This window comes from Sphingobium sp. SA916, from assembly GCF_002894065.1.
In the GTDB taxonomy this organism is placed as follows: Bacteria; Pseudomonadota; Alphaproteobacteria; order Sphingomonadales; family Sphingomonadaceae; genus Sphingobium; species Sphingobium fuliginis.
Genome location: NZ_LXYF01000063.1, coordinates 59388 through 82053, shown reverse-complemented (window position 1 = coordinate 82053; position 22666 = coordinate 59388). Strand labels below are relative to the sequence as shown.

Below are 22666 nucleotides of genomic sequence, written 5' to 3'. Positions count from 1 at the left end.
CCGCGTTGCATTTGGGGGCGGACTGCCGCTATACCGGCCTTCCTTCCATCCTCACCCACGCAAAAGGATAAGAGCCTTGGCGAAACCAACGACGCCGCGTCCTTCACGCGCAAAGGCAAAGGCGGCTGCACCCGCCGCCGGCGCGGACCATAACCGGCCTCGCCCCGACACTCCCAAAGATTATAAGGCCAGCAAGGAAGAGCTGCTGGAATTCTACCGGCAGATGGTCCTGATCCGCCGTTTCGAGGAAAAGGCCGGCCAGCTTTACGGCCTGGGCCTGATCGGCGGCTTCTGCCACCTCTATATCGGGCAGGAAGCGGTCGCCGTCGGCATCCAGTCGGCGCTCCAGCCCGGCAAGGACAGCGTCATCACCGGCTATCGCGACCACGGCCACATGCTGGCCTATGGCATCGATCCCAACGTCATCATGGCTGAACTGACCGGCCGCGAAGCCGGCATTTCGCGCGGCAAGGGCGGTTCGATGCACATGTTCAGCGTCGAGCATAAATTCTACGGCGGCCACGGCATCGTCGGCGCCCAGGTGTCGCTTGGCGCCGGTCTCGGCTTCGCGCACAAGTATAATAATGACGGCGGCGTCTGCGTCGCCTATTTCGGAGACGGCGCGGCCAATCAGGGCCAGGTCTACGAAAGCTTCAACATGGCCGAGCTGTGGAAGCTGCCGATCATCTTCGTGATCGAGAACAACCAATATGCCATGGGCACCAGCGTCAACCGCTCCTCGGCGGAAGACCAGCTTTACCGGCGCGGCGAAAGCTTCCGCATTCCCGGCATCCAGGTGAACGGCATGGACGTGCTGGCGGTGCGCGGCGCGACGGAAGAGGCGCTGAAATGGGTGCAGGCGGGCAACGGTCCGATCCTGCTGGAAATGAAGACCTATCGCTATCGCGGCCATTCCATGTCCGACCCGGCCAAATACCGGTCGCGCGAGGAAGTGCAGTCGATGCGCGAAAAGTCCGACCCGATCGAAGGCGTCAAGAAATATCTGGCCGACATGGGCGTCGTCGAGGACGAACTCAAGAAGATCGACCAGGACATCCGCAAGATCGTCAGCGACGCGGCGGATTTCGCTGAAACCTCTCCCGAACCGGAACTGCACGACCTTTATACCGACGTGCTGGTGGAGCAATATTAATGGGTATCGAAATCAAGATGCCGGCGCTTTCCCCGACGATGGAGGAAGGCACGTTGGCGAAGTGGCTGGTGAAGGAAGGGGACGAGGTCCGCTCGGGCGACATATTGGCTGAGATCGAGACCGACAAGGCGACGATGGAATTCGAAGCCGTCGATGAAGGCAAGATCGGCCAGATCATGGTGGCCGAGGGGACTGAAGGCGTGAAGGTCGGCACCGTCATCGCAACGATGGCGGCAGATGGGGCAGGCGAGGGTGGCGAGACCGCACAGGCCCCGAAGGCCGCCGAAAGTGCGCCTCCCGCCGCGCCCGAAGCCGCTCCGGCACCCAGGAAGGCCGAAAGCGGCACGTCGAAGCTTGCGACCGAGGCGAAGGCGACCGTCAAGGACCCGGCGCTGCCCGAGGGTACCGAATATATCAAGACCACCGTTCGCGAAGCGCTGCGCGACGCCATGGCCGAGGAAATGCGGCGGGACGAGCGCGTCTTCGTCATGGGTGAAGAGGTGGCCGAATATCAGGGCGCCTATAAGGTCACCCAGGGCCTGCTGGAGGAATTCGGCGACAGGCGCGTCATCGATACGCCGATCACCGAATATGGCTTTGCCGGCATAGGCGCGGGCGCGGCGATGGGCGGATTGAAGCCGATCGTCGAGTTCATGACCTTCAACTTCGCGATGCAGGCGATCGACCATATCATCAATTCGGCCGCCAAGACCAATTACATGTCCGGCGGCCAGATGCGCTGTCCGATCGTGTTCCGCGGTCCCAATGGCGCGGCCAGCCGCGTCGCCGCGCAGCATAGCCAGAATTACGGTCCCTGGTATGCGTCGGTTCCCGGGCTCATCGTCATCGCGCCCTATGACTCGGCCGACGCCAAGGGCCTGCTCAAGGCGGCGATCCGTTCGGACGATCCGGTCGTGTTCCTTGAGAACGAACTGGTCTATGGCCGCAGCTTCGACGTGCCCAAGGTGGACGATTATGTCCTCCCCATCGGCAAGGCGCGCATCGTCCGCGAAGGCAAGGATGTGACGCTGGTCAGCTACTCCATCGGCGTTGGCGTTGCGCTGGAAGCGGCGGAGGCTTTGGCCGGCGAAGGCATCGATGCGGAGGTCATCGACCTGCGCACGCTACGCCCGCTCGATACCGCGACTGTGCTGGAGAGCCTGAAGAAGACCAATCGCCTGGTGGTGGTGGAAGAGGGCTGGCCGGTCTGCTCGATCGCGTCTGAGATCGCGGCGGTGGTGATGGAACAGGGTTTCGACGACCTCGACGCGCCTGTGCTGCGCGTGACCAATGAGGATGTGCCGCTGCCCTATGCGGCGAATCTGGAAAAGGCGGCGCTTATCGATGCGGCGCGGGTTGTCGCTGCGGCGAAGAAGGTTTGTTATCGGTGAACTGCGGATGGGGAGCGGCACGTGCAGCTCCCCATCAACTACAGGTCGATGCCGTCACATTTTCCGGGTTGTAGATGCCTACGCCGCCTGTTGGTCCTGCATATTCGCGATTGTCCCGGACATACATCCCTGCGGTCTCAACCATGCTCGACAAGTTGAGCCAGCGCGATCCGATCAGCGGCTGATATCTATACGCCACCTCGGCAAGGATGACAGCGCCCCCCTCTGGAGCCTTGAGGGTTTGGCCATTGACCGAAATGCCTGTCAGGTTGGTGTCACCCTGCTTGCCGAAGCCGGAAGAGTAGGTCAGGCCGCCCCGGCATCGCTGCCAACGGATGCGGTAGCGATCGGTTGTGTTGGGATTGGCCACTGGTTCAAGGCTGGTGAGGACGACCTTGCCGTTGGAAAACAGGCCCAGGGCGGAACCCTGAAGGTCGGCACCCGTCATCAGATCATTTATTTGTGCTTCCGTTATCTGTTTGGTTGATAACAGGTCGCCTGTCCCAATACGCGACCCGTCATCGGCAAGCCGCAATGCCAACTGGCTGACGCGCATTTTGGTGACTGTATAGTTGGCCAGCTCGGCAGCCGTAAGAGTAGCCACCAGGACGAATGGCAGACATAGGGCGAATTCGACCACCGCGATGCCGTTCTGCGCGCGGCTTAGACCACAAATCCAGTTCGAACAGCGCGCAAAAATATTGCTGTTCCTCCTCATGGGCAATTCCTCACGACGGAAACAGGTTCGCCGGGTTTCTGGCCATAGGGCTGGTTGGTCAGCACGGTCTTTGCCGAGAGATGGACCTTGCCGGGTAGGCCGATCATCTTGTCCAGAGGGAAGAAGCGGGGATATTGGACGTCCACGATCATGACCACGGCTGCTTGGGTGCCGCCTTGACCTTCGCTGCCGCCGTCCGCATCCCGAACGCCATTGGCATTATTGTCCTGAAACGGTTCGCCATCATCGCATTTGCCGTTGCCGTTATTGTCATTATAAGGTTCTGCGACTGCCTGGGCTGCTTTCGTGTAGGAATAGAAGTTGCGACGGCTGATTCTCACTTCGGCATTGGCCGCCAGTCGCTTCACCTGATCTTCGATCTTCTGGTTGATGGCCAACTGCGTCGCCTCTTCCTGACCGCTTTCCAGCGTTGAATCCCGCGCCGCCTTCTGCACCACGCCCTGAAGCACGCCCTGCATGTACAGCGTATGCGCCAGGTCCAGCGCGCCAAGCATCAGCAGCAGGAACACGGGCGCGATCAGCCCGAATTCCGTGATGGCGGTGCCTCGCTGATCGCTGGATCGACGGAAAAGCGCTGTCACTGACATCAGCTTGTGAGCCTGAGTTGGGAAATCTGATTGGCGATATTGCGGAAAGTCTGTTGCAGGGCGGCCGAACTTTGGGCCGAGAAGAAGCGATCCTTACTGGCGCATGACTTAAGCATGTTTTCGATGGTAGTGTTCTTGGTACCGAACCAGACAACCCACACAGTGGTATTGGGCATGTTCTTGATTGCCGCGCACGCTGCTTGGGTACGCAGATTGATCTGCTGGGTCAGGGTAGCGTCTAGGTTTGGTAGATTCTCAGTCTGGGTATCTGTGGTTTGCCGGCGGTCCCAATAGGGAATGCCATAGGCTTGGTAGGTGTCGACTTCGGCATTGGCTTCGCCATCAGTCATGAAGATTAAATGACGTTGTATTTCACCGCCGCGTGGAGTCGTCGCGTTATTCGCTGCAAACAGGCCGGTCGGCGATAGCAATCTCCCGCCCCAAATGAGGCCTATATCGTGATAGGTGGCACCTCCCGGTGTCAAGGTGTCCACATAGCTGTCGAAGGCCGATGCGTTGGGCCACGGCTCGAGCAAATGCGCCGCTGCCGTTGTGCAGGTGTAGGATCCTTTGCCGAACTTGTTGTAGAAGGTAACTACTTCAGACCGGTTTCTTGTCGTTGGATCACTGAAGGAGGCCCCCCTTTTATAGATGATCTGGCCCAACGCAGGCGCCCACTGGGTGTCAGGGTCGTTGGTCGGCGGAGTATCGAGATCCAGGTCGAGCGCATCGTCAGGACGAGGCATGTAGCTTGTCGCCGCTACGGTTCTGCGTTCCTCTATGCACCCATCCCAAGAGATTGTCTGGTCCGAATAGTTGGTGCTGGACACCTTGTCTGTCGTATCTAGACCCGTTGTTCCGACAGGCAGCACGAGCGAAGCGGGTGAATTCCAGCCCGTGCCATTTTTGAGGGCGCGCAGATCGACTTGCACCGGATGATATCGCCACGCATTGAAGGCGACGGCATTGGGATCGAACTGGAATGTGCTGACATAGGTGTACCAGCGCGTGTAAGATCGAGAACGAATTCTATACTTGCATCCGTTGTTGCCGGAAACCCAACTTGTGAATTCGCGCTGATCATCCTTCCATTTCTGCGATGCCTGCCAATTGCCGTTACCCTGAACGCCTCCATTTGTCTCATTCATGCCATTGGTGAGAGCTGCGGTGGAAGCGGTCAGTTCTCCGGGCTCCACATAGGTCGATTTACACAGCGCCTCCGTAGCTGTCCTGGCAGACTTGTCAGTCCAGCCTATGTTTGCCCAGTCAGTCTTGCCAACGTCTTCAGTAGACACGACCTTGCCGTACACAACTGTTCGCTCGCGCGACTGATAGGTTGCGAAGTCCTTGAACCAGTTCGAAGGCAGCAGTTTGCCGACGTTGACGTTCGTATCATAAGGGACAAACCCGAACCGTATTTGCGTCTCCGCGCTTGTACCGCCAGAGGGCGCGTCACCGTCGCATTGGGCAACAGTGTCCAGGCGAGCCACTATCTCGTAAAAGCAGCGCACCGCACGACGGAGGCCAACTATTTTGGTTTCGGTGTCGCCAGAGATCGCCTGTCCCATCGATCCGGTCACGTCCAACACGAACATCACATCGGTATTCGGCAGGCGCATTTCGGCGTCGCAAGCGACCTCGATTGTTTTGGAATTAATGCCGAAAATCCGCATGATCGCCATCGGCAGCGGCACAGACGCCGTGCCGGTAACCTTTCCCGCGGACTCGCTGAACGATCGCATCACCGTTCCGCTGCCATAGGAGCCTGGCCGGAAATTGGCGTCGAACATCCCGTTTGCGGCATTCAGCGCCTGGTTGTTGTTGGCGGCCCATGCGCCGCCGCCCATGGTTTTGCGGCCGGCAAGTGCGCCGGCGTCGCAGGCTTGCTGCAGCCTCGACTTCGTCAGATAGATGCGGCTCATGTCGACACCGCCGCCGATCAATCCCATAAGCGGAAGGACAGCAGCCGCTACCATGGCCAGGGTATTCCCCGCCTGATTGTGATAAAGCCGCATCAGAATGAACAGCGCGCGCTTGATCCGGTCGCTCATAATCCGCTCTGCCTTTACTTGCCCCGCACCCCCAATTCAGGCAGGGCAGCCCCATGCCCATCCAGGGGCAGTTGCCAGGATCACTATGCCGGTTGGGGTTAAAAAGCTGATAATTTCGGTCAAATCCATTTCCATCGATATAGGCGGATGGATATTGTGAGCGACGATCTCGCCCCATTGCCGTCGTTGCTCAGCGCCTATGCCGGCCCTGATGCGCCGCTTCATCGGTTGATCTGGGCGCTCGATGCCCGATTTTCGCGGCTCGTGGCGACGACGAGCGAGCCGATCATCGGGCAGATGCGAATGGCCTGGTGGAACGATGCCCTGACCGATGAAAGCGGCGTAAAGGGGCGCGGCGAGCCGTTGATCGATGCGATGCGGAAGCTGGACGCCCTGCCGCCGTGCGGCCTGTCGCAATGGCTTGACGGCTGGGAGGCGCTGATCGGGGAGGTCGATCTTTCCGGCTATGCGGAGGGACGAGGCGGTGGCCTGTTTCGGGCGCTGGCGGGGCGGGAGGATATTCCATCCTGGCTCGACCGCGCGGGGGCGGCCTGGGCGTTGTGGGATTTGTCCGGACATGGTGCGGACCGGGAAGGCGCGGGCAGGGCAATCGAACTGGCGCGAGGATATATAACCGGCGACTGGCCGGCTTGGCCAAAGCAATGGCGCCCGTTGCGGATCGCCTATCAGCTTGCGCGTCGCGACATAGAGGAAGGCCGCTGTGCGCCGGCGGGATTGACCCCAGCGCTATATTGGCGATTGGTGCGCATCGCATTGTTGGGGCGATAAGGGGGATAGTGTGGAACGAGTTCTGGGGGGCGCGATGGCCGCATTGCTGCTGGCGGCGGGCGGGCTGTTCTGGTGGCAGGGGCGGGCGAACAATGAACCCGTGCCCCAGCCCCTGATTGGATCGCCCCCGCCGCCCGCTGTCGACGCCCTGCCGGAAGGCGATCCGGACGCTTCGGGCGATGCGCCGCCCATGCCCGGCGAAGCGTCGCCGCAAAGCCGCGAGCAGAAGCGCTTTGGCCGCTACGACCGCAATCGCGACGGCTTCATCACGCGGGTCGAGATGATGGGCAGCCGCGTCAAGGCGTTCAAGGCGCTCGACCGCGACAATGACAATCTCCTCTCCTTCGAGGAGTGGGCGGTGACGACGTCGGATCGCTTTGCCAAGGCGGACGGCAATGGCGACGGCAGGCTGACCCCAGCGGAATTCGCGACGACCGCGCCGAAACGCGCGGCCGCCGCCAAATGCAGATGCTGAAACGTCAGGCCGGCTGAAGTTCACCCAGCCAGGCGCCCAGCGCGGCGCGGGCGCGGGATGTCATGGCTTCCTTGCGCTGCTTCTTCTTCACGTCGTCGAGCGGGGGGAAGAGGCCGAAATTGACGTTCATCGGCTGGTAATCCGCCGTCTCGACATTGCCGGTCACATGGCCCAGCAGCGCGCCGAGCGCGGTTTCCGGCGGCAGCGGCGCGAGCGGCCGGCCCAATATCTCCGCCGCGGCAAAGCGCCCGGCGAGCAGGCCTATGGCCGCGCTCTCGACATAGCCCTCGCAGCCCGTGACCTGTCCGGCAAAGCGGATATGCGGCGCGCTTTTCAGGCGCAAGGTGCCGTCCAGCAGCTTGGGGCTCTGGATGAAGGTGTTGCGGTGAAGCCCGCCCAGCCGGGCGAATTCCGCCTTTTCCAGACCGGGGATGGTGCGGAACAGTTCGACCTGCGCGCCATGCTTCAGCTTGGTCTGGAAACCGACCATGTTCCACAGCGTGCCCGACGCATTGTCCTGCCGCAGCTGCACCACCGCATAGGGCCAGCGGCCGGTGCGCGGATCGTCCAGGCCCATCGGCTTCATCGGTCCGTGGCGCAATGTTTCCGGGCCACGCGACGCCATGACTTCGATGGGCATGCAGCCCTCGAAATAGGGGGTGTCCTTTTCCCATTCCTTGAAGTCGCTCTTCTCGCCGTCAAGCAGGCCCTGGACGAAGGCCTGATACTGCTCCCTGTTCATGGGGCAGTTGATATAGTCCTTCCCCTCGCCGCCGCCGGGGCCGATCTTGTCCCAGCGATTGGCCATCCAGCATTTGTCCATGTCGATGCTGTCGAAATGCACGACCGGCGCGATGGCGTCGAAAAAGGCGAGATGGTCGATGCCCGCCGCTTGCCCGATGCTGGCGGCCAGAGCGGGGGCGGTCAGCGGGCCGGTGGCGACGATGGTCATGCCCTCTGTCGGCAGGGCGTCGATGCGTTCGCGCACGATCTCCACATTGGGATGCCCGGCCAGTGCGCGGGTGACGCCTTCGGAAAAGATGTGGCGGTCGACCGCCAGCGCCGACCCGGCGGGAACCTTGGCCGGTTCCGCCTGCGCCATGATGAGGGAGCCCAGCCGCCGCATCTCCTGATGCAGCAGCCCCACGGCATTCTTGTCCGCATCGTCGGAGCGGAAGCTGTTGGAGCAGACCAGTTCGGCAAGGCCATCGGTCTGATGCGCGGGCGTCATGTCGCCGCTCCCGCGCATTTCCGACAGGCGGACCTTCACGCCGGCCTGCGCCAACTGCCATGCCGCTTCCGTGCCCGCCATGCCGCCGCCGATGATGTGAACCTGATGCTTCGCCACTTTGCCCATTCTTCAATTCATGCGTTGTGGTGGGGCGTTTAGGTCAAAAGCGAGAAAAAGGAGAGCGCAAAATGATCGACCATATCGGCTTTGCGGTCAGTGATGCCGGACGATCGCGCGATTTCTACGATGAACTGCTGGGCGCGATCGGCCTCAGGCGGTTGCGGACGGTCGCTGCGGCGGAAAATGGCAGCGGCGGGGATGCCCATGGCTATGGCCGGGATGAGGACGCCTTCTTCTGGTTCGGTGACAATGAAGCGGTGGGTGAGGGGACGCATGTCGCCTTCCGGGTCGAGAACCGGGCGATGGTCCACGCCTTTCACGCGGCGGGGCTGCGCGCCGGGGGCAAGGATAATGGCGCGCCCGGCCTGCGGCCCCGCTATGGCGCGAGCTATTACGCCGCCTTCATCCTCGACCCCGACGGCATCAATGTGGAGGCGGTATGCTATGCGATGGAGGAGCCGAGCGCTTCGGTGGACGGGGACGCGCCATAATAGGCGCTCTCGTCCAAAATCCCCTCCCGCTTGGCGACGATGGTGGCGACCAGCACCTGCCCCGCGACGTTGACGGCGGTGCGGCCCATGTCGAGGATCGGATCGATGGCCAGCAGCAGCCCGGCGCCCTCCAGCGGCAGTCCGAGCGTGGAAAGCGTCAGCGTCAGCATCACGATCGCGCCGGTCAGGCCCGCCGTCGCCGCCGATCCGACGACGGAAACGAAGACGATCAGCGCATAATCCGCCGCATGAAGGGGAATGCCGTAGAAGCCCGCCACGAAGATCGCCGCCAGCGCAGGATAGATGGAGGCGCAGCCGTCCATCTTGGTGGTCGACCCCAGCGGAATGGCGAAGGCGGCATAGCCCCTTTCCACGCCCATGCGCTCCGTCACGGCTTCGGTGACGGGCAGCGTGCCGACCGAGGATCGCGAAACGAAACCGAGCTGGATCGCCGGCCACGCCTTGGCGAAGAAGGGCAGCGGCCTGAGCCCGTTTGCCGCCAGCAGCAGCGGATAGACGACCAGCAGCACCAGCGCGAGGCCCAGATAGACGGCTCCGGCAAAACCGCCGAGCTGGGCGAGCGCGCTCCAGCCATAGGTGGCGATGGCGCTGCCGATCAGGGCGGCGGAACCGATGGGCGTCAGGCGGATGATCCAGCCCAGGATGGCGCGGACCACCGCCAGCAGGGAGCGGACGAAGGCCAGGAAAGGCTCTGCCTTCTCTCCGACCTTCAAGGTGGCGAGGCCGACGGCGATGGAGATCACCAGCAACTGCAGGATGTTGAAGGAAAGCGTGGTGGTCGCGCCGCCATCGTTCAGCTTGGTGCTGGCGGACAGGGCGAAGCTGTTGCCGGGAACCAGCCCCTTCAGGAAATCGAGCCAGCCACCGACGGAGTCCGTCTTGCCGATCGCCAGCGCCTGCCCGTGCAGGCCAGAGCCCGGCTGGACGACCAGGCCGATGGCAAGGCCGATGACGACCGCGATCAGCGCCGTGATCGCGAACCAGAGCAGGGTCTGCCCCGCCAGCCGCGCCGCATTGTCGAGCGCGCGCAGATTGGCGATGGAGGCGACGATGGCCGCGAACACCAGCGGCGGCACCACGGCCTTCAGCAGGGAAACGAAGATCGACCCCGTCGTCTTGAGCGCGGTCGCCAGCCAGTTGAGGTCGCCGTCCGGCGCGGTTCCCATGGCTCGCGCCGCCAGACCGAGCAACAGGCCGACCGCCATGCCGACCAGAACCTGAAATCCGAAACTGCGATAGTTGATGGCCATGGGTGCATTCCTTCGGGCGACCGGCGCGCGATATGGTGAGCGATGCCGTCAAATGCGCGCAAGCAATTCTTTATGGGGGTGAACGCGGATAAGGACGCCCTCTTTCCGCGACTGGGACAGCAAACGGATTGGCTGTCGCAATCCACTATGCCACAGAATGGTCCTTGGTCCAGCAGGAGATGCGATTTGAGGAAATGGCGGACGGTTCTTGCGGTCCTGACCGCTCCGGTGCTGTTCCTGCCGCACCCCGCGCAGGCCGCCGGCGACCCGGCATTGGCCAAGGACATTCTCGTCAGATCCATTGCGTTCCGCACGGTGGAGGGAGAGGGGCAGGTGCCCCGCCTCGCCGCCTATTATGCCTCGCTGCTCCAGCAGGCGGGATTTGCGGCAGGGGATGTGGAGATCACGCCGATGGGTGAGACGGCGAGCCTGGCCGCGACCATTCGCGGCAGCGATCCGCGGCTCAGGCCGCTGCTCCTGATCGGCCATATGGATGTGGTGGCCGCCAATCCGGCGGACTGGGCGCGCGATCCATTCCTGCCGGTCGAGGAGGATGGCTATATTTTCGGGCGGGGCGCGGAGGACAATAAATATGATGTCGCCATGATGGTGGCGACGTTGATGGGCCTGAAGAAGGAAGGCTGGCGACCGCGGCGGACCGTCACCCTGCTGCTGTCGGGCGACGAGGAAACCCATATGCGGACGAGCAGGGCGCTGGCGGAGAAATATAAGGACGCCGAACTGCTGCTGAACGGAGATGGCGGCGGCGGGCTGCTGGACGAGGGCGGACGGGCGGTGCTCTATCAATTGCAGGCTGGCGAGAAAAGCTATGCGGATTTCGAGATCGCCTTCACCGATGCGGGCGGCCACAGCAGCGCGCCGACGCCTGGCAACCCGATCTATCGGCTGGCGCGGGCGATCGACCGCATCGCCGCCTATCGCTTCGCGCCGATGCGCAATGAACTGACCAGGGCGTCGCTGGCCCTTTCGGCGGAGCGGATCGGCGGGGCCGTGGGTGAGGCGATGCGGCGCTATGCCGAGACGGGGGACCGGAAGGCGGCCGACCTGCTGTCGGACTATCCCGAATTTGTGGGGCAGGTGCGGACGACCTGCGTCGCCACCATGGCGCAGGCAGGCCACGCGCTCAACGCGCTGCCGCAAAGCGCGAAGGTCGACGTCAACTGCCGCATCTTTCCCGGCATCGCGGTGGATGCCGTGAAGGCGGAACTGGCGCAGGCCATTGACGATCCGGACGCCAGGATCACCACCCTGGACGACCCGCAGGCGAGCGATGCCTCACCGCTCCGCGAGGATGTGGTGAAAGCGGTCAAGGCAGCGGTTTCGGCTCGCTATCCGGATATTCCCGTCATACCTTCCATGTCGGCGGGGGCGACGGACAGCCTCTATTTCCGGGCGCTGGGTGTGCCGAGCTATGGCGTTTCCAGCCTGTTCCAGCGCGGCGAGGACGGCTTTGCCCATGGGCTGAACGAACGCGTGCCGGTGGCGGGGATACGGCAAGCGCTCGACCAGTGGGAGCGGATGGTGAAGGCCCTGGCGGGGTAGATCGTCTTCCCCATGGGCTCCCGCCTTTGCAGGAGCCCATTGCAGGTCGGTCGTTTCAGCGCTGCGTGGCGACGCTGTTGGCCGCGGACAGCACCGCCTGAACCGAGGCCGTGGCGACATCCGTATCCGTGCCGATCCCGAAGATGGTCCGGCCATTGGGGGTGCGGCATTCGACATAGGCGGCCGCCGCGACATCCGTACCCGCGCCGATCGCATGCTCGCTATAGTCGGCGACCTCCAGATCGACCCCCAGTTCATCGCGCAGCGCCGCGAGAACCGAGGAGATCAGGCCGTTGCCGCGTCCGGAAATGCTCCGTTCGCCGCCCTTGTGCGTGATCTTGCCGGTGAAGATGCGGTCGCCCGCCGCGCCGCTCTCATGATAGTCGATCAGGCTGTAGGGCTGTTCGCCCGTCAGGCGATAATGGGTTTCGAAGGCGGTCCAGATGTCGGCGGCGTTCAGTTCGCGGCTGCTTTCGTCGGCCAGCGCCTGCACGACCTTCGAAAAATCGGCCTGCATGCGCTTGGGCAGCTTCAGCCCCTTGTCCTGTTGCAGCACCCAGGCGACGCCGCCCTTGCCGGACTGGCTGTTCACCCGGATCACCGCTTCGTAATCGCGGCCCAGATCCTTGGGGTCGATGGGCAGATAGGGCACGTCCCAGATCTGGTCGTTGCGCGCTTCCTGCGCGGCGAAGCCCTTCTTGATGGCGTCCTGATGGCTGCCGGAAAAGGCGGTGAACACCAGTTCGCCGGCATAGGGATGGCGCGGGTGGACGGGCAACTGGTTGCAATATTCGACGGTCTGGATGACTTCATCGATGTCGCTGAAATCCAGGCCGGGGTTGATGCCCTGCGTGTACATGTTGAGCGCCACGGTCACCAGGTCGCAATTGCCGGTGCGCTCGCCATTGCCGAACAGGCAGCCTTCGACCCGATCCGCGCCCGCCATCAGGCCCAGTTCCGCCGCCGCCACGCCGGTGCCGCGATCATTATGGGTGTGCAGCGAGATGACGACGCTGTCGCGCTTGCTGATGTTGCGGCAGATCCATTCGATCTGGTCGGCATAGATATTGGGCGTCGCCGCCTCTACCGTGGCGGGCAGGTTCAGGATCAGCGGACGCTCCGGCGTGGGCTGGAGGATTTCCATCACCGCTTCGCAGCATTCCAGGCTGAAATCCAGCTCTGCGGTGGAAAAGGTTTCGGGCGAATATTCGAAATGCCAGTCGGTGTCGGGCTGCTTCGCCGCATTGTCGCGCAGCAGCTTCGCGGCGGTGATCGCGATGTCCCTGATCTGCGGCCGGTCCATCTGGAACACGATGTTGCGCCAGGCGGGGGATACGGCGTTATAGACGTGGACGATGGCCTTCTTCGCGCCGCGCAAGGATTCGAAGGTGGTGGCGATCAGGTCTTCGCGCGCTTGCGTGAGCACCTGAGGGAACACATCGTCGGGGATCGCGCCGTCGCGCACCAGGCCGGAGATGAAGTCGAACTCGGTCGCGCCAGCACTTGGGAACCCGACCTCGATCTCCTTGACGCCGACCTTCACCAGCAGGTCGAAGAAGCGGCGCTTCTTTTCCGCATTCATCGGGTCGATCAGCGACTGGTTGCCGTCGCGCATGTCGGTCGACAGCCAGCGCGGCGGGGCGGTGATGACGTTCGACGGCCATTGGCGGTTCGGCAGGTCGACCTGAGGGAAGGGGCGGTATTTCAGCGAGGGATCGGTCAGCATCATGACGAAAATGGCTTCTCTGCATACGGGCGAGCCTGTCCAAAGGATTGCGGCCTGCCCGGTGGTACGACTATCTGCTTGATTATGCCCTTAGGCGGATTGCCGCGTCATTCAAGCGAAGAGCAGCACAAAAACCACGCCTAAGGGCGTGTAAGTCGTAGCAGGGGAAGAAGCGCGCGCTGCATGATGGGAGCGCCATAGCCCGAATCGACCGGCAAGCGCAAGGGGGAGGACACAGGCCCTCGCTCCTCCCGATTGCGGAAGGAGTGGGGAGGGGCGCGGCGTCACCGGCGCGTCGACCGGTTAGCGAAGAAGCTCGCTTCGCTCGCGCCCTGCCCAACCCCCTCCCGCGGGCGGGAGGGGGATTGTCATTCGTGCCCGTGGCTTATTTCTGGAAAGCGACGACGATCTTCAGTTCCACGGCGTCACCGACCATCGGCACGCCATAGCCCATGCCGAAATCGCTGCGCTTGATCGTGGTCGTGGCGACGAAGCCGGCATTTTCCTTGCCGCCCATCATCGCCGGCGCCTTGCCCGCGCCGTAGAATTCGGTGTCCAGCGTCACCGGCTTGGTAATGCCCTTGATGGTCAGGTTGCCGGTGATTTCCGCCTCGTTGCCCTGCGCTTTTACGCCCGTCGACACGAAGGTCGCCTTGGGGAATTTGGCGGAGTCGAAGAATTCCGGCTTCATCAGATGTTCGTCGAGCTTGGCGATGCCGGTCTTGAGGTTCGTCACCGGAACCTCGACCGAAACCTTGGCGGCCGAGGGGTTTTTCGGATCGAGCGTCAGCGTGCCGGTCGCTTCGGAAATGACGCCCAGATTGTTGGTGAAGCCCATATGGTCATAGGCGAAGAGGATCTGGGTGTGGCCGGGATCGATCGTATAGGTGCCGCCGGTCACGCGCGCGGCGTCCTTCGCGCCGGGGGCGGGCGGCATCTGCTGGGCGATGACGGCGCTGCCGCCGGCAAGGGCGACAAGGGCGGCGGCGGGGATCAGATATTTGCGCATGAAGGATAATCTCCGAAAGCGATCAAGGGACGCCGCTACGATAAGCGACGTCCCTTGATTGTTCCAGAGCCGTAACCGGAAACAAAGGGTTACCGGATCGGCTACCTACCACCCCGTTGCCGGGGATGGCGGGCAGGCTCTCAGTTCTTGTCCTTGTCGACCAGCTTGTTGGCGCCGATCCAGGGCATCATGGCGCGCAGCTTCGCGCCGGTTTCCTCGATCGGGTGACGCTGCGAAGCGATGCGGCTTGCCTTGAGTTCCGGCTGGCCGGCGCGGTTGTCGAGCACGAAATCCTTGACGAAGCGGCCCGACTGGATGTCGGCCAGGACGCGCTTCATTTCCTTCTTCGTCTCTTCGGTGATGATGCGCGGGCCGGTCTTGATGTCGCCATATTCGGCGGTGTTCGAGATCGAATAGCGCATGGTGGCGATGCCGCCTTCATACATCAGGTCGACGATCAGCTTCAGTTCGTGGAGGCATTCGAAATAGGCCATTTCCGGGGAATAGCCCGCCTCGACCAGCGTTTCGAAACCGGCCTGGACCAGCGCGGTGGTGCCGCCGCAAAGCACGGCCTGCTCACCGAACAGATCGGTTTCGCATTCCTCGCGGAAGTTGGTTTCGATGATGCCGGAGCGGCCGCCGCCGACGCCCGAAGCATAGGAGAGGGCGATGTCATGGGCATTGCCGGTCGCGTCCTGATGAACGGCGATCAGGCAGGGCACGCCGCCGCCGCGCAGATATTCGCCGCGGACGGTGTGGCCCGGGCCCTTGGGCGCGATCATGATGACGTCGACGTCCTTGCGCGGCTCGATCAGCCCGAAATGCACGTTGAGGCCGTGCGCGAAGGCCAGTGCGGCGCCGGGGCGCAGATTGGCGTGGATGTCGGCGGCATAGACGGCGGCCTGATGCTCGTCGGGCGCCAGGATCATGAGCACGTCGGCCCAGGCGGCCGCTTCGGCGTTGGGCAGCACCTTGAAACCCGCGCCTTCGGCCTTCTTGGCGCTGGGCGAACCGGGGCGCAGCGCGATGGCGATTTCGGCAACGCCGGAATCGCGCAGATTCTGCGCATGGGCGTGGCCCTGGCTGCCATAGCCCAGAATGGCGACCTTCTTGCCCTTGATCAGGCCGATGTCGGCGTCGCGATCGTAATAAACCTTCATTTGACGTTCCTTCTTTCCGTTCGGGTGGCGCCTTGCGGAGCCGAGATTTGCGGTGAGGGGGACCACCTGCGCGGCGAGGGGACCGCCCTCACCCTCCCATCGCTTTGCGGCGTCGAAAAGAGGCAGATGACTCTTTTCGACCTCCCTCTCCCGGCGGGAGAGGGGTGATTTCTTCAGTTCGGCTCCTTGCCGCGGATCAGGCCGACGACGCCGGTGCGGCCGACCTCCACCAGGCCGATCTGCCGCATGAGGCCGACGAAATTGTCGATCTTGTCGGTGGTGCCCGTGATCTCGAAGATGAAGCTCTCGATCGTCGTGTCGACCACCTTCGCGCGGAAGACGTCGGCCAGGCGAAGCGCCTCGATCCGGTCCTCTCCCACGCCCGCGACCTTGACCAGCGCCAGTTCGCGTTCGACGAAGGGGCCGTTGTCGGTAAGGTCGGTCACCTTGTGCACCGGCACCAGCCGTTCGAGCTGGGCGATGATCTGGTCGATCACCTTGGGCGGGCCGCTGGTGACGATGGTGATGCGGCTGATCGCATGGTCGGGGGTGATGTCGGCCACGGTCAGGCTGTCGATATTATAGCCGCGCGCGGTGAACAGGCCCGCGATGCGCGCCAATATGCCCGCCTCGTTCGAAACCGTCAGCGACAGGACATGCCGCTCGCTAATCTCTTCCTGAATATGCATCAGATGTTTCCGTTGTCCGGTTCTTCGCGCTCATGGCGCTCTGAAATCATGCCTGTGAAGGCGTAGTGCCATGCGCCGTCGTCGCGATGGGCGATCCGCACCGGGAAGCCCGCGATCGCATCGAACATCCGCGCCAGATGCTCGCCCACATAGCGCGGGCTGACCAGCAGGCGGCCGATGTGGCGTTCGTGAAAGTCGAAGCCCGCATCCAGATGGACTTCCCAATCCTCATTCTCCGGATCGGCATGGTCCACCGTCCAGCCGGTCAGTTCGGACCTGCCGGCCAACCGTTCGAAATCGAAAGGTTCGCTCACATGGATGCGGAGCTTCAGATGTTGCGTCACGCCGCCATCCTCACACCAGCGCTTTCGCCTCGTCCGACATGACGCCTTCGACCTGGCTGGGGTCGAGCAGCATGTCGGTATGCGCCGCGCCCGACGGGATCATCGGGAAGCAGTTGGAAAGCTTCGCCACGCGGCAGTCCACGATGACCGGACCGGGCGTGTCGATCATCTGGCGGATGCCCGCCTCCAGTTCCTGCGGCCCCTCGATGCGGATGCCGGTCCAGCCATAGGCCTCCGCCAGCTTCACGAAATCGGGCAGGCTGTCGGAATAGCTGTTGGAATAGCGGCTTTCATAGGTCAGTTCCTGCCATTGGCGGACCATGCCCATATATTCATTGTTGAGGATGAAGATCTTGACCGGCAGGCGATACTGGCTGGCCGTCCCCATTTCCTGGATGTTCATCTGGATCGATGCGTCGCCCGCGACGCAGACCACCAGACTGTCCGGATTGCCGATCTGCGCGCCGATGGCGGCCGGGAAACCGTAGCCCATGGTGCCGAGGCCGCCGGAGGTCAGCCATTTATTGGGCGCGTCGAAGCCGAAATGCTGGGCGGCCCACATCTGGTGCTGGCCGACTTCGGTGGTGATGATGACGTCACTGGCCGATCGCGAGGCCTTGTAGAGCTGGGCGATCGCCTCCTGCGGCATGATCTCTTCGCGGCTTTCCGGATAGGCGAGGCTGTTGCGCGCGCGCCAGCCGTCTATCCGCGCCCACCATTCGCCAAGGTCCGCCGCCTTGTGTCCGCGATCCTTCCAGAGCGCGATCATGTCCGCCAGGGCATTGCCGACGTCCGCGATGATCGGCAGGTCGACCTCGACCGTCTTGTTGATCGAGCTGCGGTCGATGTCGATGTGGATTTTCTTCGCATGCGGGGCGAAGGCGTCCAGACGGCCCGTCACGCGGTCGTCGAAGCGGGCGCCGACGCAGACGATCAGGTCCGCCTTGTTCATCGCCCAATTGGCTTCATAGGTGCCGTGCATGCCCAGCATGCCGACCCACTGGCCGGACGAAGCGGGGAAGGCGCCCAGGCCCATCAGCGTCGAGGTGACGGGCGCGCCGGTCAGCGCCGCGATCTCGCGCAGCAGGGTCGAGGCTTCAGGACCGGAGTTGATGACCCCGCCGCCGGTGTAGAAGATCGGACGCTCCGCAGCCGCTAGCATCTCGACCGCGCTGGCGATGGCGGCCGGGTCCGCCTTGGTCTGCGGGCGGTAGCTGGCATGTTCGAAGCTTTCCGGCTTCTTGTAGGGCGCGGTCGCGATCTGGACATTCTTGGGAATGTCGATGACGACCGGTCCGGGCCGACCGGTGGTGGCGATGTGGAACGCCTCATGGACGACGCTCGCCAGCTTGCCGGGCGACTTCACCAGATAGTTGTGCTTGGTGCAGTGGCGCGTGATGCCGACCGTGTCCGCTTCCTGGAAAGCGTCCGTGCCGATGAGCTGCGTCGGAACCTGCCCGGTGATGACGACCATCGGGATCGAATCCATCAGCGCGTCGGTGATGCCGGTGACGGCATTGGTCGCGCCGGGGCCGGACGTGACGAGCACGACGCCGGGCTTGCCGGTGGAACGGGCATAGCCTTCCGCCATATGGGTCGCGCCCTGTTCGTGGCGAACGAGCACATGGCGGATCTTCGGATGATTGAAGAGTGCGTCATAAATGGGCAGCACCGCACCGCCCGGATAGCCGAACACGACCTCGACCCCCAGGTCGATCAGGCACTCAACCAATATGTCCGCGCCGCTCTTTTCGGCCACGATGGCTCCTTCCATTCGATAATTGCTGCGCCCTCTGCTCCAGAAGCGGAAGGATGGCAAGGCGGCTGCGTCTATTGGACATAAAATGGCAAGTCAATAGTTATTGTTGTAATTTTATTGCCAATTCATCGACAATTTCCACATCAATCTGTCGCGCCTCTCGGGGCCATTCCGGCGGAGGCTGGCGCGAAAACCAGGTATATTGCCGTTTCGCATATTGGCGGGTGGCGATCCGGCCGCGTTCCATCATGGTCTCCCGGTCGATCTCCCCTGCCATCCAGGCGGTGATTTCCGGTACGCCGATGGCGCGCATCACCGGCAGGTCGGGGGAGAGGTCGCGGGCGAGCAGCGCCTCGACTTCCGCTACGGCGCCGCCGTCCACCATCTGCCCGAAGCGCAGGTCGCAGCGCGCGATCAGCCAGTCGCGCGGAGGCAGCAGGATCATGGGCGAAAGGGCGATGTGCGGGCCTATGCCCCCGCTCTTGCGCCGCTGCCATTCGGAGAGGGGCTGGCCGGTCGAGCGGACCACCTCCAGAGCGCGGGCGACGCGGCTGGTGTCGGCGGGGGCGAGGCGGGCGGCGGCGGCGGCGTCTTCCTTCGCCAGCGCGGCATGCGCCTCCGCCACCGGCATGGCGCGGACGGCTGCGCGGACGGCGGGGTCGATGTCGGGGACCGGGGCGATGCCGTCCAGCAGGGTGCGCAGGTAGAGCCCGGTGCCGCCGACCAATATGGGGAGCCGTCCGGCCTCATGCGCCTTGCCGATTTCATCGCGGGCTTCGGCGGCCCAGCGGGCGGCGGTGCAGGCTTCCGCGCCGTCGATATGGCCGAACAGGCGGTGCGGGATACCGGCCATTTCCTCCAAGCTGGGGCGGGCCGAGAGGATCTGGAGGTCGGCATAGACCTGGCTCGCATCGGCGTTGATGACGATGCCGTTCGCCGCGCGGGCCAGGCGAACCGCAAGCGCGCTCTTGCCGCTGGCGGTGGGCCCGGCAATAAGCGCCACGCGCGGGCGGGATTCGCCCTGTGAAGTGTCAGGAGTTTCCATGTTCGTTGCGACCTTAGTGGCAAGTGGCGCCTTGAGTCAGGACAATATTGCCGAGGCTGCCGGCCGGCTCGCCACGGCGGGTTGCACGCCGGTGGATAGCAAGTGGCTGGACGAGGGCAAGGCGGCGGATATTTTCTTTAGGCTTGATCCGATTGCCGCGCGCGCCGCGCTGACCGGCATTGGCGACCGCGTGGATGTGATCGTCCAACCGGTCGGGGGGCGGGAGAAGAAGCTGCTGATCGCCGACATGGACTCCACCATGATCACGGTCGAATGCATCGATGAACTGGCCGACTATGCCGGGATCAAGGCGCAGATCGCGGAAATCACCGAGCGGGCGATGCGGGGCGAACTCGACTTCGCCGGCGCGCTCCATGAGCGGGTGGCCTTGCTCAAGGGGCTGGCGGACGCGGCCATCGACCAGTGCAGGGCCGAGCGGGTGAAGATCATGCCCGGCGCCCGTGCCCTGGTGCGCACGATGAAGGCGAGGGGAGCGAGGACGCTGCTGGTATCGGGCGGCTTCACGCGCTTCACCGGACCGGTGGCGGAGGAGATCGGCTTCGATGCCGCCGTCGCCAATGTGCTGGAGATCGCGGACGGGGCCTTGCTGGGCACGGTGACGGTGCCGATCGTCGATGCGGCGCGCAAGCGGGCGGAACTGGAAGCGGCGATAGAGGGCGGGATCGACCGCGCGCTGACCCTGGCCGTGGGCGATGGGGCGAACGACATTCCGATGATCCAGGGGGCCGGGCTGGGGGTCGCCTATCACGCCAAGCCCAAGACGCGCGAAGCGGCGGCGGCGGAGATCGTGCATGGCGATCTGTCCGTGCTGCTCTATGCACAGGGTATTGCTTCGGCGGAGTGGGTCGGGATTTGATCCCGGCGCGACCTGCTCTTGTTGAAGGGGCCCGGTAAGGCGAGTGGTTCGAACCCGTCCTGCCGCCTGAACCGGGTTCCCGCCTGCGCAGGAGCATGGCGGGCTCGGGACGGCGGAAGCATCGCAGCCCGGCTCGGTTAACCGTTGCTCGGGCACGACTCGTCGTCATTGCGCAGCGGTAATGGAATCGAATCCGACCGCCGGTCGTTACACTCGCGCTGCAACCCGCAGCGTCCACATTCTAACCGGCGCACGGTCCTCGCAGCGCCAAGGGAGAGGGTATGAAAATCAGGCTATTGGCACTTCTCGGCGGCACGGCGCTCGCATTGAGCGCATGCGCGTCGACGAGGGACGAACCCATCGCCCCCGCGCCGCCGGTCGGCCCGGGCGCGATCAGCGGCACTGTCGCGGCAGACCGCAATGGCGACGGCATCGTCGATGGCTATTATTCGCCCGACGGCATGTATCATGAGATTCAGGGACCGCCCTGTCCGCCGCCCCCGCCGCCTCCGCCGCCCTCCCGTCGCGGAGAACGCGGCTGATAAACGCAGTTGTCCGGGCGCGGCGCCTTTGCCGCGCCCCTTTCCTCCGTGCCGCCCTGCTTCCCGCGCTTCTGCTGACGGCCTGGCCCGGACAGGCCATTGCGCAGCCCGGCGCGGTTGTGGACTCCCAGCGCACCAGCGTGGCGGCGGAAATCCGCTCGTCCGTGGGCGGCAAGCTGAGGGATTTCTACGCCCCGCGCGGCTATTGGCCGCTCTGGATCGAAAAGGGCAGGGTCGGGCCGCAAGCCGATGCCCTGATCGCATTGATCGAGGGGGCCGATGCGGATGGGTTGAAACCCAGGGATTATGAACCGCGCGAACTCAAGGCCCTGATGAAGGAGGCCGATGCGAACGGCGATCCCCGGCTGCTGGCGCGGGCGGACATCGCCTTGTCCAAGGCCTTCGCCGCGCTGGTGAGCGACATGCGCAAACCCTCGCGCAAGGTGAAGGTGCGCTATCTCGATCCGGAGGTGGAGCCGAAGGATGAGGAACCGAAGGAAATTCTGCGCGCCGCCGCAGTCGCGCCGTCCTTTGTCGACTATGTGCGTTCGTCCGGCTGGATGAGCCCCTTTTACGTGAAGCTGCGCGACGCCCGGGCGACTTTCGTAAGGCGTTGGGGCGGACTGCCGCAAGTGCCGGTGCCGACCGATGGGAAGCTGCGCCCCGGCATGAAGGCTGGCGCCGTGGCGCTGCGCCGCCGCCTGGGGTTGGAGGGCGGAACCGCCTATGACAAGGCGCTTGTCGCAAGGGTGAAGACGTTTCAGGGCGATCATGGCCTGAAGCCGGACGGTGTCGCGGGCGCTGCGACCATCGCCGCGCTGAACCGGGGCGATGATTATTATGACCGGCTGATCGCGCTCAATCTGGAACGCACGCGGCTGCTGCCCGGTCCGCAGGTGCGGCATGTGGTGGTCGATGCGGCCTCCGCCCGCCTCTGGTATTTCAGCAAGGGCGTGCAGGACGGCACGATGAAGGTGGTCGTCGGCGCGAAGGAAAGCCAGACGCCGATGATGGCGGGCATGGTGCGCTATGCGACGCTCAATCCCTATTGGAACGTGCCGTCCGATCTGGTCGAGCGGAAACTCGCGCCGCGAATGCTGAACGGCGCCTCGCTGACGAAGCTGCGCTATGAAGCGCTTTCCGACTGGAGCGCCAATGCGCAAAAGCTGGAGCCGGCCGCGATCGACTGGCGCGCGGTGGCCGACGGGCGCACCGAATTGCGCGTGCGTCAGCTTCCCGGCGGCGACAATGCCATGGGGAAGGTCAAGTTCATGTTCCCCAACGATCTTGGCATCTACCTGCACGACACGCCATCGCGCGACCTTCTGGCGAAACCGGCGCGGCAGTTCAGCAATGGCTGCGTGCGGCTGGAGGATGCGCAAAGGATGGGCCGCTGGTTCTTCGGCAAGCCGCTGAAGCCCGACAGCGACAAGCCGGAACAGCATGTGCCTCTGCCCCAGCCCGTGCCGGTCTATCTGACCTATCTGACCGCCGTGCCCACCGCGGGCGGGGTGCAGTTCATGCCCGATGTCTATGGGCGCGACGGCATCTAGAGCATCGTGCGGAAAGCCTGTCCTGCATCTATCGAAGGGTGGGAACCGGTTTTTGCCTGAAAGGCTGCGGCATCAGAAATCTGGAGCGCGCGACCGGCGTC

At 63.7% G+C, this 22666-nt stretch carries 21 protein-coding genes; 9 read left to right on the top strand and 12 right to left on the bottom strand.

Translation table 11 applies throughout. The features are described from left to right. Window positions 1-76 precede the first annotated feature (76 nt). A complete protein-coding gene (gene pdhA, locus A8G00_RS19075; protein WP_025549067.1) occupies window positions 77-1153 on the top strand; it encodes a pyruvate dehydrogenase (acetyl-transferring) E1 component subunit alpha in 1077 nt (358 codons plus the stop codon). Continuing rightward, window positions 1153-2544: a pyruvate dehydrogenase complex E1 component subunit beta gene (locus tag A8G00_RS19070; protein WP_044662025.1), complete on the top strand. Its 1392-nt coding sequence runs from the start codon at window positions 1153-1155 to the stop codon at window positions 2542-2544. Before pdhA ends, A8G00_RS19070 begins: the two co-directional genes overlap by 1 nt. 34 nt (window positions 2545-2578) lie before the next feature. Here the strand turns inward: A8G00_RS19070 and A8G00_RS19065 are convergent, their stop codons facing one another. The 3 genes from A8G00_RS19065 to A8G00_RS19055 are packed head-to-tail and all read right to left on the bottom strand — an operon-like array spanning window position 2579 to window position 5921. Further along, window positions 2579-3262, bottom strand: a complete 684-nt coding sequence (locus A8G00_RS19065; RefSeq protein WP_025549070.1) for a TadE/TadG family type IV pilus assembly protein — start codon at window positions 3260-3262, stop codon at window positions 2579-2581. Next, the gene (locus tag A8G00_RS19060) at window positions 3259-3870 is read right to left on the bottom strand and encodes a TadE/TadG family type IV pilus assembly protein (protein WP_103001414.1); all 612 of its coding nucleotides are present in this window, start codon (window positions 3868-3870) and stop codon (window positions 3259-3261) included. Before A8G00_RS19060 ends, A8G00_RS19065 begins: the two co-directional genes overlap by 4 nt. Further along, window positions 3870-5921: a Tad domain-containing protein gene (locus A8G00_RS19055; protein WP_103001413.1), complete on the bottom strand. Its 2052-nt coding sequence runs from the start codon at window positions 5919-5921 to the stop codon at window positions 3870-3872. Before A8G00_RS19055 ends, A8G00_RS19060 begins: the two co-directional genes overlap by 1 nt. A gap of 147 nt (window positions 5922-6068) precedes the next feature. Here A8G00_RS19055 and A8G00_RS19050 point away from each other — a divergent pair, with 147 nt between their 5' ends. Further along, window positions 6069-6710 (top strand): hypothetical protein, encoded by a 642-nt coding sequence (locus A8G00_RS19050; RefSeq protein ID WP_103001412.1) that lies wholly within the window; start codon window positions 6069-6071, stop codon window positions 6708-6710. Between the two features lie 10 nt (window positions 6711-6720). Beyond that, window positions 6721-7185 carry an EF-hand domain-containing protein gene (locus tag A8G00_RS19045; protein ID WP_025549075.1) on the top strand — a complete coding sequence of 155 codons (465 nt, stop codon included), beginning with the start codon at window positions 6721-6723 and terminating at the stop codon, window positions 7183-7185. 4 nt (window positions 7186-7189) lie between these two features. Here A8G00_RS19045 and trmFO read toward each other — a convergent pair whose 3' ends face one another. Continuing rightward, window positions 7190-8542, bottom strand: coding sequence for a methylenetetrahydrofolate--tRNA-(uracil(54)-C(5))-methyltransferase (FADH(2)-oxidizing) TrmFO (gene trmFO, locus A8G00_RS19040; RefSeq protein WP_170825589.1), 1353 nt, complete (start codon window positions 8540-8542; stop codon window positions 7190-7192). A gap of 62 nt (window positions 8543-8604) precedes the next feature. Here trmFO and A8G00_RS19035 point away from each other — a divergent pair, with 62 nt between their 5' ends. Continuing rightward, complete coding sequence (locus tag A8G00_RS19035; protein ID WP_044662029.1) at window positions 8605-9027, top strand: VOC family protein; 423 nt, start codon at window positions 8605-8607, stop codon at window positions 9025-9027. Here A8G00_RS19035 and A8G00_RS19030 read toward each other — a convergent pair. Next, window positions 8979-10298, bottom strand: a complete 1320-nt coding sequence (locus A8G00_RS19030) for a dicarboxylate/amino acid:cation symporter (protein WP_103001411.1) — start codon at window positions 10296-10298, stop codon at window positions 8979-8981. The genes A8G00_RS19035 and A8G00_RS19030 overlap by 49 nt on opposite strands. Before the next feature lie 237 nt (window positions 10299-10535). Here A8G00_RS19030 and A8G00_RS19025 point away from each other — a divergent pair, with 237 nt between their 5' ends. Then, window positions 10536-11861, top strand: coding sequence for a M20/M25/M40 family metallo-hydrolase (locus tag A8G00_RS19025; protein WP_103001435.1), 1326 nt, complete (start codon window positions 10536-10538; stop codon window positions 11859-11861). A gap of 55 nt (window positions 11862-11916) precedes the next feature. Here A8G00_RS19025 and leuA read toward each other — a convergent pair whose 3' ends face one another. From leuA to miaA, 7 genes are all read right to left on the bottom strand, one after another. Beyond that, window positions 11917-13590 (bottom strand): 2-isopropylmalate synthase, encoded by a 1674-nt coding sequence (leuA, locus tag A8G00_RS19020; RefSeq protein ID WP_103001410.1) that lies wholly within the window; start codon window positions 13588-13590, stop codon window positions 11917-11919. Window positions 13591-13972: 382 nt separating this feature from the next. Continuing rightward, complete coding sequence (locus tag A8G00_RS19015) at window positions 13973-14596, bottom strand: YceI family protein (RefSeq protein WP_103001409.1); 624 nt, start codon at window positions 14594-14596, stop codon at window positions 13973-13975. A gap of 140 nt (window positions 14597-14736) precedes the next feature. After that, complete coding sequence (gene ilvC / locus A8G00_RS19010; protein WP_268236517.1) at window positions 14737-15822, bottom strand: ketol-acid reductoisomerase; 1086 nt, start codon at window positions 15820-15822, stop codon at window positions 14737-14739. A 107-nt stretch (window positions 15823-15929) separates the two neighbouring features. Beyond that, a complete protein-coding gene (ilvN, locus tag A8G00_RS19005; protein WP_044662034.1) occupies window positions 15930-16445 on the bottom strand; it encodes an acetolactate synthase small subunit in 516 nt (171 codons plus the stop codon). Continuing rightward, window positions 16445-16789, bottom strand: a complete 345-nt coding sequence (locus A8G00_RS19000) for a hypothetical protein (RefSeq protein WP_103001408.1) — start codon at window positions 16787-16789, stop codon at window positions 16445-16447. The genes ilvN and A8G00_RS19000 overlap by 1 nt, the downstream gene beginning before the upstream one ends. A 10-nt stretch (window positions 16790-16799) precedes the next feature. Further along, window positions 16800-18548, bottom strand: a complete 1749-nt coding sequence (locus A8G00_RS18995; RefSeq protein ID WP_103001434.1) for an acetolactate synthase 3 large subunit — start codon at window positions 18546-18548, stop codon at window positions 16800-16802. Between the two features lie 100 nt (window positions 18549-18648). Next, window positions 18649-19593 (bottom strand): tRNA (adenosine(37)-N6)-dimethylallyltransferase MiaA, encoded by a 945-nt coding sequence (gene miaA, locus A8G00_RS18990; RefSeq protein WP_103001407.1) that lies wholly within the window; start codon window positions 19591-19593, stop codon window positions 18649-18651. On the opposite strand from miaA, the gene serB reads away from it, so the two are divergent. The 3 genes from serB to A8G00_RS18975 all read left to right on the top strand — a co-directional run bounded on the left by serB (window position 19592) and on the right by A8G00_RS18975 (window position 22565). Next, entirely contained in the window at window positions 19592-20470 is an 879-nt protein-coding gene (serB, locus tag A8G00_RS18985) for a phosphoserine phosphatase SerB (protein ID WP_103001406.1), read from the top strand. The two genes, miaA and serB, sit on opposite strands and share 2 nt — an antisense overlap. A gap of 281 nt (window positions 20471-20751) precedes the next feature. Further along, the gene (locus tag A8G00_RS18980; protein WP_025552117.1) at window positions 20752-21012 is read left to right on the top strand and encodes a hypothetical protein; all 261 of its coding nucleotides are present in this window, start codon (window positions 20752-20754) and stop codon (window positions 21010-21012) included. 56 nt (window positions 21013-21068) lie between these two features. Next, a complete protein-coding gene (locus A8G00_RS18975; RefSeq protein WP_103001405.1) occupies window positions 21069-22565 on the top strand; it encodes a murein L,D-transpeptidase in 1497 nt (498 codons plus the stop codon). The last annotated feature ends 101 nt before the right edge of the window (window positions 22566-22666 follow it).